Source organism: Streptomyces collinus, assembly GCF_031348265.1.
Taxonomy (GTDB): Bacteria; Actinomycetota; Actinomycetes; order Streptomycetales; family Streptomycetaceae; genus Streptomyces; species Streptomyces collinus.
This window is the reverse complement of the sequence record NZ_CP133771.1, coordinates 2,841,216-2,853,668: the sequence shown is the minus strand read 5'-3', so window position 1 is coordinate 2,853,668 and position 12,453 is coordinate 2,841,216. Positions and strand designations below refer to the sequence as shown.

Sequence of the window (12,453 nt, the reverse complement as noted above, 5' to 3'; positions counted from 1 at the left end):
GGTCAGGCTCCCGTGATATCGCGGTCCGTCACCTGGCGAGCGCCTCCCCAGGTCTGTTCGATGCTATTCGCGTACGTGTCGAACAGGCCGCCGCCTGGCATGCGGCGCAGATGAAAGACGGGGGCCATGTAGGCGCCGATGCCGTAGACGTGGGGATTGACGAGCATCTCGTCATCGGACCGGTAGATGGAGTTGTAGAGCGTCGTGGCGTGCAACCGGAAGCTGATCTCATGGTGGCTCGTGAAGAGCGGCCGGTAGTTCACCAACGCGTTCCGGATCTTGCCGTCCATGATCCGGTGTCCCTCGTCTATGCCGCGCTGCCGCACGGCCTCGCAGCCCGGGTCTCCCAGCAGGATGCGCACCTGAGTGCTCCCTTCAACCTTCTTCTTCAGAAGGTCGAGGAACAGGGGGTCCTCCGACAGGAAGAGCCCGGAGTAGACGAGAACGTCAAGGTTGGTCTCCGCTCTCGCGTACATCTCACGCCAGAGGTTCGGCGGCACCGAGTGGCGGTGCGGGTACACGGTCACGATCTCCGCCTTGGAGAGGTCTGTTGCGCTCTCCAAGGTGCGGCCGTCGTCCCACAGCGTCGTGACGTCGACCTGGAGCACGGTGGCCGTCGCGTACTGGTGCCGACGGTAAGGCACCTTGCCCTGTGTGATCCAACGTTCGACCGTCTTCGGGTTGACCTTGATCTCATCGGCCAGATCTTGGACGGACATGCCTCGCGCCAACAGGGCCGACCGTAAACGCTCGTTGGGCATCTGCACCCCCCGGTGGGACATCTAGGGACCTCTTGACCGTAGTGAGAACTCCCCGAGCTGTCCATGTACGGGGTAACCAACTCCCCTGACCTGCGGCGATTCTGAAAGTGCGCCAGGAAGTTCCCGGCGCCCATCCAAGAGGCTCCGACGAGGTACTTGACGGGGCCCCATGCAGTACCTGTAAAACAGGTACTGCAAGTGCGACGCCCGGAGGGTCCTCGAAAGGGACTCGAAGGAAGCGCAGGTGCCTTGAGAACTCAACAGCGTGCCTGGGAGGCCGTCCCTCCCCCGCCAACAAGAGGACGGACGCGTGCGGGTTACGCCCGTACGCACAGCACGAACCAGCCTCCGCAGCCTCGCTGCGGCCGGTTGCCTCCGCTGCTCGTCTCGTACGAGCAGCGCTGAGGGGAGCCGCGTGGGCTTCACCCGTCATCCATCGAGAGGACTGTTCATGGACCGTCTGAAGGCACAGGCCTCGAAGAACCGTGACGCGGCGAAGGTGCTGCGTAGCCGGGGCAAGGGCACCGCCGCGAAGCAGATGGAGGCCCGGGCCGACGAGCTGGAGTCGGGCCGTGTCACCGACGTCACCGACTCGGTCGTCGGCCTGTTCCGCTGGGCGCAGGGGGGCTGACCTCAGACCTGCTTCATCCGTAAACGGCGCGCCCCCGGAGTTGCACCTCCGGGGGCGCTGTCGGGCCGTATCTGTTGAGAGGACACACGACCCAATGAGCCACATCGTTACTGTTCAGGACGCTGTTACCGCGTTCGCCGACTTCGTCGAGCCGACGGATGCGGAGCTGGACGCGATCGAGCAGGAGATGCCCGTCATCCTGGCGGACGTCGAGTTGCTGGACGCGCAGATCATCACCCTGGACCGCGTCCCGACCGAGCTGGACAACCGGCGCCTGCGCAGGGCCCGCCGTCGGGCGCTGGCCGCGCGCATCGCCCTGGCCAACCGCACCACGGCCGCGACCCTGCCCGGGGGTGCCGCATGAGCACCACCCGGAGTCTGACCGCCGCGCACGCTGAGGTGAAGGCGGAGATCTCGCGGACTGACACCAAGACCGGTCTGCTGCTGGCGTTCGTTGGCGCGGTCCTGGCCGGCGCATGGACGGTCGCCCGCGACCTGCCCCTCACTGTCCCCGCTTATGTGGCGGGCGGGGTCGGGATGGTGCTGCTGGTCGCGGCGGCCGGTCTGCTGCTGCGCTCGGCCCGGCCGAACCTGCGTGGCCGGCACGGGTTCCCGCTGTGGGCCACGCTCACCGCCGAGGAGATCACCGCCGCCGTCGCCACCGACCTGGCCGCCGACATCGCCGGACTCTCCCGGCTGGCGGTCGCCAAGTTCACGTGCCTGCGCCGCGCGGTCGACCTGACCTGCGCCGGTGGGGCCATGCTCATCCTGGCCGCCCTGCTCACGGCCGGGGGTGCGCTGTGAAGGCCGCAAACCTGCTGCGCATCACGCGGGCCAAGACGGTGCTGCCCGCGGTTGCGATGACGGCGGTGTCCATGGTGCTCACCCTCGCCGTGGTCGTGATGTGGCTTGGTGAGGCCATGCCGCAGGGTGTCGCCCTGGTCGTCGGTCTCGGCCTGGACGGTGGGTGGCTGGCCACCCTCGCCTATGAACGGCGCCTAGCTGCGCAGGGCGACCACAGCACCCCGGTAACGGTGGTCGGTTGGATGTTCGGCGCCGCCGCAACCGGCGTCCTGGTCACCCACGCCCTCATGGCGGAGCAGGCGTCTGTCGGGGCCTGGCTCGCGGTGTCCTGGCTGCCGCTGGCAGCTAAGGCGCTGTGGCTGGTGCACGGGCTGTGGGAGCGCACCGCGCTCACCCCGGATGCACTGGATGCGATCCAGGGTATCCAGCAGGAGGCGCGCGACGAGGCGGCCGTGGCCCGTGCCCGGCTGCGCTCCGAGGCGGCCACGGAGGAGACCCGCCTGGCGGCCGTGACGCAGGCCGGAGCCCGCGTCGCACGCGTCCAGGCCGAGACCGCCGCCACCCTCGCCGAGGCGTGGTCGACGCTGGAGAAGGCCCGCCAGGGTGAGGACACGTCCAGGGCCCTGACCAGCGTGACGGGCCGCGTCACGCCCGACGTCACACCCTGCTGGGAACTGCCCGTCTGGGGGCCCATGGAGCAGGTTCCGGCGCTGGAGTCGGGGCCCGCGCTGAGCGACGAGGCGCTTGACGTTCTGGTGGACGAGATCCGGCGTAGTGAGGTCCCGGCCCTGTCCTATCGGGAGATGGCCGCCCGCTTCCGCACGGCCGGCCACTCGGCCTCTGAGGTCCGGTTGCGGGCCGCGTGGAAGCGCGTGGCGTGATGGGGGCGCTGCCGGTGTTCCGGTGGCGCTTGGCCCCGGACGGCTACGCCACCCGTCGCCAGCTCCGGGCTCGCGGTCTGCGCCCGGGCGGCCAGGACGTGGCCGCTCAACTCGAGCGGCCGCGCCGCCGCCGGGGGCCGCTGGTCGCCTACCTCTACCGCGTGGAAAAGGCCAAGCCGGTACGTCCGATGACGCCGGCGAAGTGGGCGGCCCTGGCCAAGGCCAACGCCGCCCGCCGTACCTGCCCCACCTGCGGGCGGGATGCGGGCTACGTCATCCCCACCTCACTCGGCATGTGCGTCACCTGCGCCTACCCCAACGAGTGCGCCGCCTGACCTGCGCGAATTCCTGAGACGGAGACAGTTCGTGAAGACATCCGTGAGCACACACAAGCTGCCCGGCTACGGCTCCACCCTGCGCACCTCCAAGCGGCTGACCGACCAGGCCGTCAAGCTCGTCAGCCGCTCCGTGTCCGGCCGCATGCCGGACGTGGAAGTCATCCTGACCAACGAGCGCGGCATGGCCGAACTGATGGTCGCCGCTGACATCGCCCTGGCCGGCGCCGCCGACCGCCGCGCCCTCAACCGCGCCACCCGCCAGGCCAAGCACACCGCCCGCGAGATCCAGGCAACAGCGATCCCGCGCCCGGACGGCTCGACGCTGATCCTGATCAACGCCGACAAGCACCCCACCCCGGCCGACTTCGCCGTGACGCTCGTGCACGAGCTGGTCCACGCCATGCAGTTCAGCCGCAAGGGCGTCTTGGAACGGATCGTGCGCAACACCCGCGCCGAACTCGGCATCGAGCGCCAGTCCCGCCGCCAGGCCCGCGAACACGAGCAGCTGGTCGAGCTGGACGAGAACGAGGCGCACAGCCGCGAGTACCTCGCCGAAAAGCTCGTCTCCGGCGCCCGCGCCGCCTGACACCGCACGCCCCCACCAGTGGGCGGGGTGGCCTCTTTCCTGCCACGGACCGGCCACCCCGGCGCCTCCCTCGACTCCCGCCCCGCATCGGGGCAGTCAGGAGAACCCTCAGCATGTCCGACAACGTCGTACGCCTCCACAAGGACACCGAACCCACCGCTCAGGACGCCTCCGTGACCACGCTCACCGTCGTGTCGGACGCTCCTGCCTCGGCCCCGGTGCCGCTTTGGGTGCGCTCCGGGCGGGCCGTGAAGCGGTTCGCCACTGACGAAAAGACCACGACCGCCGTCCGCGCGGTGGCCCGCCACGGGATGTACACGTTCAACGGGGGCCGGATCGTGGCCCGCCGCACCTGGGACGGGCGCACCGGCTCCCGCTACGAACGCATGATCCGCGCTGCTGAGGCCGCGGGGAACCACGAGCTCGCCGAGGAGTGGGAGGAGCGCCTGCAGCGCTTCCGGGACGCCCGGCACCGGCGCCGCATGGACCTGCTCACCTCGCCCGTCGACGTGGCCAAGGGCGCGGCCATCGGCACCGGGATGAGCATCGGCACCCTGGTCGCCCTCGGCATCGTGATGGCTCTCAACACCAAGGACGTCGCCGACGTCATCACCCCGCTGACTGCGGTGATCGAGTTCATCGGCCTGCTCATCACCATCGTCCAGGTCGTCTGGCCCTACGCCGTCACCCTCGGACCGCTGTTCGCCCTGCTCGCCCTGTGGTCGGTCGGCCGCAAGCAGCAAGCCGCACCCAACTGGGCGCTGCCCGACAACGTCCGTAACGGGGAGGGTGAGCCGATCACGCCGTCCATCGTCGTCAAGGCCCTGCGCGACCTCGGCGTGCCCGCCCTGGCGCGAGCCATCAAGGAGATGGGCGACGCCGGCGCGAGCATGCTCGGCCCGATCCGGATCGCCGGATGCGGCGTCGAGGTTGACGTCACGCTCCCGTCGGGTGTGTCGACGGTGGAGGTGCAGCAACGGCGGCGCAAGCTCGCCGAGAACCTCACCCGCCACGAGCACGAAGTGTTCATCACCATCCCCCAGGCCGCCCGCACGGTCCGGCTGTGGATCGCCGACTCCGGGGCGCTGGACGAGCCGATCGGCCCGTCCCCGCTGGTCACCGACGAGACCATGACCGCCGACTACGCCAAGGGCCGCGCCCCCTGGGGCCAGGACCTGCGAGGAGATGCCGCAGCGCTGAGCCTGTACCAGCGCCACCTGCTCATCACGGGCCTGTCCAACCAGGGCAAGACCGTCGCGCTCAGGTCGCTCGCGCTGTGGCTGTCGCTGGACAAGTCGGTGCAGTTCCTCATGGGCGACCTCAAAGGCGTGGGCGACTGGGCCATGTTCGACGGGCTAGCCACCACCCTCATCCAGGGACCGACCGATGAGCACGTCATCCAGGTCACGGAGATGGTCGAGGGCGCCGTGGACGAGATGAACCGCCGCATCCAGGCCCCGCCCGGCACCACGTTCCCGCCGCTGATCGTGCTGGTCGACGAGGCGCAGGTGGCATTCATGTGCCCGGCCAAGGACGAGGACAAGCGCCCCTACGGCGGCGCCAAGGCCAACTCCCGGTACTTCATGGCCGTCCGGAAGATCCACAACCAGGGCCGTGCGGTCAACGTGCTGATGTGGCAGGGCACTCAGGACCCGACGAACGAGAACCTGCCCAAGCTGGTCCGCGAGGGCGCCCACACCCGCGCCTCCCTCGCCCTGGGCACTGAATCCCAAGCCCGCATGGCGCTGGGAGACAAGGCCGTCGACGGGGGCGCCGCTCCGAACCTGCTGCGTCCGGGCCTGGATCGGGGAACTCTGGTCGTCGCGTCCGACGGCATCGCCATCCCGGCCGGGCAGTCGTCCATCACGGTGCGCACGCACTACATCGACGATGACGGCGCCGAAGCCATCACCGACCGGGCCAAGGCGCTGCGCGACGGCGTCACCACCCTGCACGCCATCGAGCAGGGCGAGGAGCGTGACCCGCTGGCCGACATCGCGAGCGTGCTCGGGGAGTCCTCGCGGGTGCGGACGAAGGATGTGCTCACCCGTCTGGCGAACCTGAACCAGGACGCTTACGGCGGCTGGTCGTTCATCGACCTCAAGCGCGTCCTGGACGACGCCGGCGCGGAGCCGTACAAGTCCGACGGCGTCATGGTCGTCTCCCGTGACCGTGTCTCCCGCGCCCTCGTCAACCGCGACAGCGACGGTTCCGCTTCCGCCTTCAAGTAACAGGGAGCCGACCCCCGACGGGTCAGGGAGGCAGGGAGAACTCCCTAACCCCCTCCCTGATCCGCCTCCCTGGCCCTGACCTGCGCAAATGATCAGTCAGGGAGTCAGGGAGGCGCGCAGGTCAGCACCCCTGAAACCCCCTCCACAGCGCACCCCCAAGGGGGTGTGTCTGCCTCCCTGAACCGACACCGGAAGGGATTCCGCATGTACCCCGAACACTCCGGCCACGCGCCCACCGAACGGGCCGTGGAAGTCCACCACACCACCCCCATCACCCCCGCCGCTGTGACGCCGGCACCACTCATCCCCGTCCAGCCCGGCACCGTTCCGTCGGTGGCGAGCGTGGTTCTGCCCGACGGCCGAGTCGTCACCGGCTACGCCATCGAACCCGCCCGCCCGGAACCGGTCGCCGCCAAGCCGGCCGTGTCCCGCGCGGCGGTGAACGTCGCCCTCGGGGGCGTGGGGTTCCTCGCCGTGTGCGGCGGCCTGCTGCTGCTCACCACGTTCATCACCGCCCTGACCGCACTCGTCACACAGCTCATCACCCTCGCCGCGGTCGTCTTCGGCGGCTGGATCGCCGTGCAGGTCTTCAGCGCGAGCAGCCACAAGGGCGGCAACACCTTCAACATCCGCAAGGCCGTCTTCAAGCGCAACCACTTCAACGGCTGACAGGAGCCCACGTGTTCGAGATCCGCGTCATCTGCGACCCCGCCGACACCGACCGCGTCACCACAGCACTCACCACCGCATTCACCACGGGCGCTGTGCGTCGGCGCCGGAGTCGAGACGGCGCACGCACCCGCCTCTACCTCACCGCCGACCACCTCCCCGACCCGGCGGACTGGCCCACCCCCGAGGAGGCATACGCCAAGGCCCCCAGCATCGTCAGCGAGATTGGCTGGACCGCGCGCACCATCGCCACAGCCGAGTGCTTCACCGAGCTGGACCGGGACTTCTACCTACGCAAAGCCGCTCTGCTGGACCGCATCGCGCTCATGGACGAACCCCAGGATCTCTTCAGCGAAGCCACCGAGACCGCCCACGCAGCGGCCGTCTCCCTGCTCGACAGGGACCAGCCGGGCGTGATCTGCGACCCGCGCGCCTACGTCCGCCAGCAGTACGCCCTGCTGACCGTCGACGACCAGTAGCTACGCCAAGGGCGACCCCTATTCCGCCAAGAACCCGGGGTCGCCCTTGTCCACCTGCCACTGACTGACCTGTGGAGGTCTCCCAGCATGACCCAACCCACCCCCATCCGGCGAGCATCCCGCCACAGGCCCCGCCTGCTGGACACCGCTCTCTCGCTGGCCGCGCACGGCATCCCGCCCCTGCCGCTGCGGGCCGGAAAGGTGCCGTTCGGCAACTGCCCCGACTGCACCGGCAACGCGTGCGGCGGACGGCCAAACATGAAGAGTGCCGGGCCCTGCCAGTGCCCCGGCGTCTGCCACGCATGGGCCGCCGCCACCACCGACCCCCGCACCCTCACGTCCACGCCGTGGGTGGCCGCGTGGCGCCAGGCCGCCGCGCTCGCCTACCACCCGGGCGGGGCCGGGGTGACCGTGGTCGACCTCGACAACGCCGCCGCAATGGAGTGGGCCCGGGCAACGCTGCCCGGCACTCGCACGGTGCCGACCACACGAGGCGAACACTGGATCTACCAGGGCGTCATGCGGTCGATGAACCACGTGCGGCCCGGAGTCGACGTCAAGTCGTCCATGGCGTACGTACGGTGGCGCGGGCCCGGCGGTGGCACCATGACCGCCCTGCCCGATGTCGTCCGTGCGCTGGCCGTGAAGGAACCGCCCGCCGCCCGTCCGGCGCCCCGTTCCATCTCCCTGCCCGCACGTTCCGGCGCCGGGCAGTGCCCGCACCGCACACCCGTCTTCCTGGACCGTGGCATCGCCATGGCGGAGCAGCGCATCATCGCCGCGCGCAGTGCGATCCACGCCACCGTGTACCGCTCGTTCCTCGCGGTGCTGTCCACGCACGGCCGGTGCGGCTGCCTCACCGACACCCACGTCGACCGGCTGTTCACCGCCGCTCAGGCCAAGGGCGAAACGGCCCGGCACTGCACGGACGCCTGGAACAACGCCCGCACCACGTTGGGACTGTGACCATGTCCGACGACGACAAGACACCCGCACGTGAGATCATCACCGACTACGCGCAATCGCACTTCCGGTACTTCCGCACCGCCGACGGAACCGTGTACGCGCAACGCAACGGCCACCCCGTGGCCCGCCCGATCCGCTCGCAGGGCACGACCGGTAGCCACCGGCAGGAACTCATGGTCGGACTGTTCAAGGACGGGATCGGCGTTTTCAACGGCACCGCCATGAAAGAGGCGCTCGACCTGATCGAGGCACTCGCCCTGACCGAGGACGTCCAGCCCGTACACATCCGCGTCGCCCCCGGATTCGACCGGGCCACGTGGCTCGACCTGGGCCGCAGCGACGGGCAGTCTGTGCGTATCCACCCCACCGGCTGGGACATCCGCACCCCGGACCCGCGTGAGGTGTGCTGGCGCCGCACCCAGCTCACCGGGGAACTGCCCCTGCCGGTCAAGGACACCGACGGCAAGGGCATCGACCTGCTGATGCGGCTGTGCAACTTCGCGACCGCGGAAACCGAGTGCCTGGCCATCGCGTGGCTCATCGGCTGCCTCGGGCCGACCGTTCCCGTCCCGGCCCCGTTCCTCACCGGACCGCAAGGGGCGGGCAAGTCCACCGGCGGGCGGATGCTCGTGCGGATCATCGAGGGCATGAGCGGCGACCTGCGCCGGGCGCCCAAGGATGAGGAGAACCTGATCACGGCGGTGGCGGCCGGTTGGGTCACCGCCCTGGACAACCTCTCCCACATGACCCCGGACCTGTCCGACGCGATGTGCCGAATCGTCACAGGTGCCGAAGACGTCAAGCGCGCCCTGTTCACCGACGGGGATGTTTTCCGCATCGGCTACCGCCGCCCCTTGCTCCTGACCGGCATCGACGTCGGCGTCATCCGGCCCGACCTCGCCGAACGGCTCCTACCCCTGCGCCTGGAACGCCCCCGCGTCCGGCGCACCGAAGCGGAACTGTGGTCCGACTTCGCAGAGGTGCTGCCCGTCATCCTCGGCTCACTCTTGGACCTCACCGTTCAGGTGCGCGCGGCGGAGGCGGACATCCCGACCGACCTGCGGATGGCCGACTTCGCGCACCTGTGTGCGCAGCTCGACGCGGCCACCGGCCTGGGGGCGCTCGCCGCCTACCGGGCCAGCCTGGACGACCTCAACGACGACGTCATCGAGGGCGACTTGCTGGCGCAGACCGTCCTCAAGCACGCCGCCGGCATCAACCCGGGCACCGAGCAGCGGATGACGTCCGCCGAATGGCTGTACTGCCTCACCGGCCTCTACACGGGCGAGGACTTCCGCCCCATGCCCAAGGGGTGGCCAACCACCGGCAAGGTGCTCTCAGACCGCCTCAAGCGCCTTCAACCCACCCTCGCCGCCCGAGGCGTACTCATCGACTGGGGACGCACGAAAACCTCCCGCTACATCGAAATCACGCGGTCGGCCGCCGCAACGCCCCCGCACGAACAGGAACCGGCTTTCTAACCGCGCCGCCCCACGTCCGAACAGCAAGAGGAGCACCCCGCGGCGCGTGCTCCTCTTGCTGTTCGGCGGCGGCGCCGCCCTGCGATGTTCGCGCCGCGAAGCGGCCCGTTCTTCACTCTCTGAGCCGCGCACCACAACAGACACCACCCCCTCTTGTCCGAAGTAGAGAGACGCTGCGTCACCTGCGTCACCCACACCCCGCAAAAGGCCAGTGACCTGCCGAAAGAGCGGTGACGCAGACGGCCAATCTCTGCGTCATCCTGCGTCACCTGCGTCACCCGATGACGAAGGTCTGTGTCACCGGTGACGCACCCTCCGGGTCCTGCGTCACCTCGAAACCGCAGGTCAGAGGCGTGAATGACGCAGATGACGCGGGTGACGCAGAAATCCGCACCTCGGACAGACAGGGCCACGCTCCCCCCCCATGTCTGACTTCTCAGGAAGGACTTCATGAAGAGGTACTTGACGACCGCGGAAGTCGCCGAGCGCTACCGCACGTCGCCCGCGACCATCCGCTATTGGCGCTACGCCGGAACCGGTCCGCAGTGCTTCATCAGGCGCGGTCGACATGTTCTGTACGACGCCGAAGCGCTCGACAGGTACGACGCCGACGAGATCGGAAACCGATCCGCAGCATGACCCGTAACAGCTCCACGGAGAGGGGGAACTGATGGCTGACGTGTATGACCGCTGGCACCTGTCCCGGCCGCCGGCCGACGCCGAGCCGTGCGAAGTGCACAGCACCAAGACGGCGACCGTGTACCCGAGCACAGAGCACGGAGTCGGCAAGCGCTGGCAGGTGCGCTACCGAGATCTGTCCGGCAAGCAGTGCAAGGAGAACTTCGAGAAGAGGACGGCGGCGGACTCCCGGGCCGCCAAGGTGAAGGCTGAACTCGACGGCGGCACGTTTCTGAACCGGGAGCTTGGCAAGCAGAAGTTCAAGGCTGTCGCTGAGCGCTGGCAGGAGACGGCCGTACACCGCGAGCGGACGCAGACGAACGTCGAGCGGGCCCTACGCCTGCATATCTACCCGACGTTCGGCAACCGTCAGATCGGCAGCATCCAGCGGGCAGACGGCCAGAGGTGGATCAAAGACCGGTCCGCGGTCATCGCCCCGTCGACGTTTGCGACCCCTTGGAACGTCTGCGCCAGCATCCTGAAGATGGCCCACCAAGAGGGCATCATCCCGAAGTACCCGTGGGAGGGCCTCAAGCCGCCCGAGGTCTTCTATCCGGAGATTCACCCGCTCGACCCGGAGGCGGTGAAGGCGCTGATTGTCACGGCGTCACCGCGGTATCGAGCGCTGGTGCGGCAGGCGGCTTCTACTGGACTCCGTCAGGGTGAACTGTTCGGCCAGGAAGATGATGAGCCGGCCGAGACCGTCTCGGTCAAGCACCAGCTGGTCGGTCCCGACAAGGGTGTGCCGTACTTGGGTGAGCCGAAGACCAAGCAGAGCTACCGAGCAGTGCCTCAGGGGCAGTCTGTCATCGAAGAGATCGAGGTCCACCGGAAGAATTTCCCGCCCAGGGTCGTGTACATCGAGGACCGGACGAACCCGCGTAAGCCCGTTTGGCGCCACGCTCGGCTTCTGTACACAAGCGAGACGGGTGGGGCGATCAGGCGCGGTAGCTGGGCGAAGGTGTGGGCCCGCAACATCAAGCGGGCAAACGCCTACCTGGCGAAGTCCGGGAGCAAAGTACGTGTCCCCGAGGGCACCACGCTTCACGACCTGCGCCACTTCTACGCCTCCGTGCTGATCAGAAGCGGGGCGACGCCGAAGCAGGTTCAGATGCGACTCGGTCACGCGAAGCCATCGATCACGCTGAACGTCTACACGCATCTGTGGGAGGCGGAGGCGGATCGGACGGCCGACATGATGGAAGCCGTCCTGAGCGATGTGCCCTGAGAGTGCCCTGAGGGCACGCAATACGGCTGACCTCCCAGGTAGGGAAGTCAGCCGTACACCCTGTGCGGAGGTGCCGCCCCGCTCTCGCGCGTTCGGTTCAAGGCCCGGGGACGCTCACAGCGGCAGGCCGTCGCGCAGGCACACGACCGTGCCGGTGGAGGCCGCGTTCAGCAGGGCGGTGAGGGTGGGCAGCCCGGTCGCCAGCGGGGTGGACTCCAGGTCGGCGAGGGCGAACAGGCCGTGCTGGTCGTGCTCCGCGCTGCGCCGGACGGGCTGCCCGGCCGGGAGCCGGCCGCCGTGGAAGTAGAAGTCGATCACCGGCCCGGTGCCCAGCACATCGGCCCGGTGGTCGTACCCGATGAACGGCATGTCCCCTTCGAGGGTGATGCCGGTCTCCTCGTGCAGTTCCCGGCGCGCGGCACCGGCGGGGTCCTCGCCGTGGTCGAGCATGCCGCCCGGCAGCCCCCAGAGGCCCGCTGCGGGCAGGCCCCCGGCGTAGCGCAGCAGCAGGACCCGGTCCTCGGCGTCGAGCAGCAGCACGCAGGACGCGACGATGGTCTGCGGCAGGGTCTTGACCCATTCGGCGCGGGGCAGCACACCCGGCGCGTTCGGGACGGGCGCGGTCGTGTCCACGGTGGTGTTCCTTCCGTCGGCCGGGCAGCCCGCTGCGAACTGCCCAACCGGTGGAACGGCCGGGCCCGCCGATGGTCACCGGCGGGC

Annotated in this window: 15 protein-coding genes; 13 read left to right on the top strand and 2 right to left on the bottom strand. The window is 69.2% G+C overall.

Going from position 1 to position 12,453, the window contains the following annotated elements; genetic code table 11:
- Positions 1 to 2: 2 nt before the first annotated feature.
- On the bottom strand, positions 3 to 761 hold the full coding sequence (locus RFN52_RS12885) for a helix-turn-helix domain-containing protein (protein WP_184846130.1): 759 nt from the start codon (positions 759 to 761) through the stop codon (positions 3 to 5).
- Positions 762 to 1,212: 451 nt separating this feature from the next.
- Here RFN52_RS12885 and RFN52_RS12880 point away from each other — a divergent pair, with 451 nt between their 5' ends.
- The 13 genes from RFN52_RS12880 to RFN52_RS12820 all read left to right on the top strand — a co-directional run bounded on the left by RFN52_RS12880 (position 1,213) and on the right by RFN52_RS12820 (position 11,733).
- On the top strand, positions 1,213 to 1,392 hold the full coding sequence (locus RFN52_RS12880; RefSeq protein ID WP_184846128.1) for a hypothetical protein: 180 nt from the start codon (positions 1,213 to 1,215) through the stop codon (positions 1,390 to 1,392).
- Between the two features lie 94 nt (positions 1,393 to 1,486).
- Positions 1,487 to 1,756 (top strand): DUF6284 family protein, encoded by a 270-nt coding sequence (locus RFN52_RS12875; protein WP_184846126.1) that lies wholly within the window; start codon positions 1,487 to 1,489, stop codon positions 1,754 to 1,756.
- Positions 1,753 to 2,196, top strand: a complete 444-nt coding sequence (locus RFN52_RS12870; RefSeq protein WP_184846124.1) for a Pycsar system effector family protein — start codon at positions 1,753 to 1,755, stop codon at positions 2,194 to 2,196. The genes RFN52_RS12875 and RFN52_RS12870 overlap by 4 nt, the downstream gene beginning before the upstream one ends.
- The gene (locus RFN52_RS12865) at positions 2,193 to 3,077 is read left to right on the top strand and encodes a protein spdB (protein WP_508162250.1); all 885 of its coding nucleotides are present in this window, start codon (positions 2,193 to 2,195) and stop codon (positions 3,075 to 3,077) included. The genes RFN52_RS12870 and RFN52_RS12865 overlap by 4 nt, the downstream gene beginning before the upstream one ends.
- Positions 3,077 to 3,412 (top strand): RRQRL motif-containing zinc-binding protein, encoded by a 336-nt coding sequence (locus tag RFN52_RS12860; protein ID WP_184853873.1) that lies wholly within the window; start codon positions 3,077 to 3,079, stop codon positions 3,410 to 3,412. Before RFN52_RS12865 ends, RFN52_RS12860 begins: the two co-directional genes overlap by 1 nt.
- Before the next feature lie 43 nt (positions 3,413 to 3,455).
- Entirely contained in the window at positions 3,456 to 4,001 is a 546-nt protein-coding gene (locus RFN52_RS12855) for a hypothetical protein (RefSeq protein WP_311240946.1), read from the top strand.
- A gap of 113 nt (positions 4,002 to 4,114) precedes the next feature.
- Positions 4,115 to 6,232, top strand: coding sequence for an FtsK/SpoIIIE domain-containing protein (locus tag RFN52_RS12850; protein ID WP_184846120.1), 2,118 nt, complete (start codon positions 4,115 to 4,117; stop codon positions 6,230 to 6,232).
- A gap of 204 nt (positions 6,233 to 6,436) precedes the next feature.
- Positions 6,437 to 6,901, top strand: a complete 465-nt coding sequence (locus RFN52_RS12845) for a hypothetical protein (RefSeq protein ID WP_184846118.1) — start codon at positions 6,437 to 6,439, stop codon at positions 6,899 to 6,901.
- Positions 6,902 to 6,912: 11 nt separating this feature from the next.
- Positions 6,913 to 7,380, top strand: a complete 468-nt coding sequence (locus RFN52_RS12840; protein WP_184846116.1) for a hypothetical protein — start codon at positions 6,913 to 6,915, stop codon at positions 7,378 to 7,380.
- A gap of 87 nt (positions 7,381 to 7,467) precedes the next feature.
- Complete coding sequence (locus tag RFN52_RS12835) at positions 7,468 to 8,346, top strand: bifunctional DNA primase/polymerase (protein ID WP_184846114.1); 879 nt, start codon at positions 7,468 to 7,470, stop codon at positions 8,344 to 8,346.
- A 2-nt stretch (positions 8,347 to 8,348) separates the two neighbouring features.
- On the top strand, positions 8,349 to 9,827 hold the full coding sequence (locus tag RFN52_RS12830; RefSeq protein WP_184853872.1) for an AICE element replication initiation protein: 1,479 nt from the start codon (positions 8,349 to 8,351) through the stop codon (positions 9,825 to 9,827).
- A 450-nt stretch (positions 9,828 to 10,277) separates the two neighbouring features.
- The gene (locus tag RFN52_RS12825) at positions 10,278 to 10,466 is read left to right on the top strand and encodes a helix-turn-helix domain-containing protein (protein ID WP_184846112.1); all 189 of its coding nucleotides are present in this window, start codon (positions 10,278 to 10,280) and stop codon (positions 10,464 to 10,466) included.
- A gap of 31 nt (positions 10,467 to 10,497) precedes the next feature.
- Positions 10,498 to 11,733 carry a tyrosine-type recombinase/integrase gene (locus RFN52_RS12820; protein WP_184846110.1) on the top strand — a complete coding sequence of 412 codons (1,236 nt, stop codon included), beginning with the start codon at positions 10,498 to 10,500 and terminating at the stop codon, positions 11,731 to 11,733.
- Positions 11,734 to 11,847: 114 nt separating this feature from the next.
- Here the strand turns inward: RFN52_RS12820 and RFN52_RS12815 are convergent, their stop codons facing one another.
- Positions 11,848 to 12,366, bottom strand: coding sequence for an NUDIX hydrolase (locus RFN52_RS12815; RefSeq protein ID WP_184846108.1), 519 nt, complete (start codon positions 12,364 to 12,366; stop codon positions 11,848 to 11,850).
- Positions 12,367 to 12,453 lie beyond the last annotated feature (87 nt).

Excerpts from the sequence above, each read along its gene's own strand:
- RFN52_RS12820 (WP_184846110.1), top strand. The coding sequence starts at position 10,498 with ATGGCTGACGTGTATGACCGCTGGCACCTGTCCCGGCCGCCGGCCGAC.
- RFN52_RS12830 (WP_184853872.1), top strand. The coding sequence starts at position 8,349 with ATGTCCGACGACGACAAGACACCCGCACGTGAGATCATCACCGACTAC.
- RFN52_RS12850 (WP_184846120.1), top strand. The coding sequence starts at position 4,115 with ATGTCCGACAACGTCGTACGCCTCCACAAGGACACCGAACCCACCGCT.
- RFN52_RS12860 (WP_184853873.1), top strand. The coding sequence starts at position 3,077 with ATGGGGGCGCTGCCGGTGTTCCGGTGGCGCTTGGCCCCGGACGGCTAC.
- RFN52_RS12835 (WP_184846114.1), top strand. The coding sequence starts at position 7,468 with ATGACCCAACCCACCCCCATCCGGCGAGCATCCCGCCACAGGCCCCGC.
- RFN52_RS12825 (WP_184846112.1), top strand. The coding sequence starts at position 10,278 with ATGAAGAGGTACTTGACGACCGCGGAAGTCGCCGAGCGCTACCGCACG.
- RFN52_RS12880 (WP_184846128.1), top strand. The coding sequence starts at position 1,213 with ATGGACCGTCTGAAGGCACAGGCCTCGAAGAACCGTGACGCGGCGAAG.
- RFN52_RS12870 (WP_184846124.1), top strand. The coding sequence starts at position 1,753 with ATGAGCACCACCCGGAGTCTGACCGCCGCGCACGCTGAGGTGAAGGCG.
- RFN52_RS12885 (WP_184846130.1), bottom strand. The coding sequence starts at position 761 with ATGCCCAACGAGCGTTTACGGTCGGCCCTGTTGGCGCGAGGCATGTCC.
- RFN52_RS12875 (WP_184846126.1), top strand. The coding sequence starts at position 1,487 with ATGAGCCACATCGTTACTGTTCAGGACGCTGTTACCGCGTTCGCCGAC.
- RFN52_RS12845 (WP_184846118.1), top strand. The coding sequence starts at position 6,437 with ATGTACCCCGAACACTCCGGCCACGCGCCCACCGAACGGGCCGTGGAA.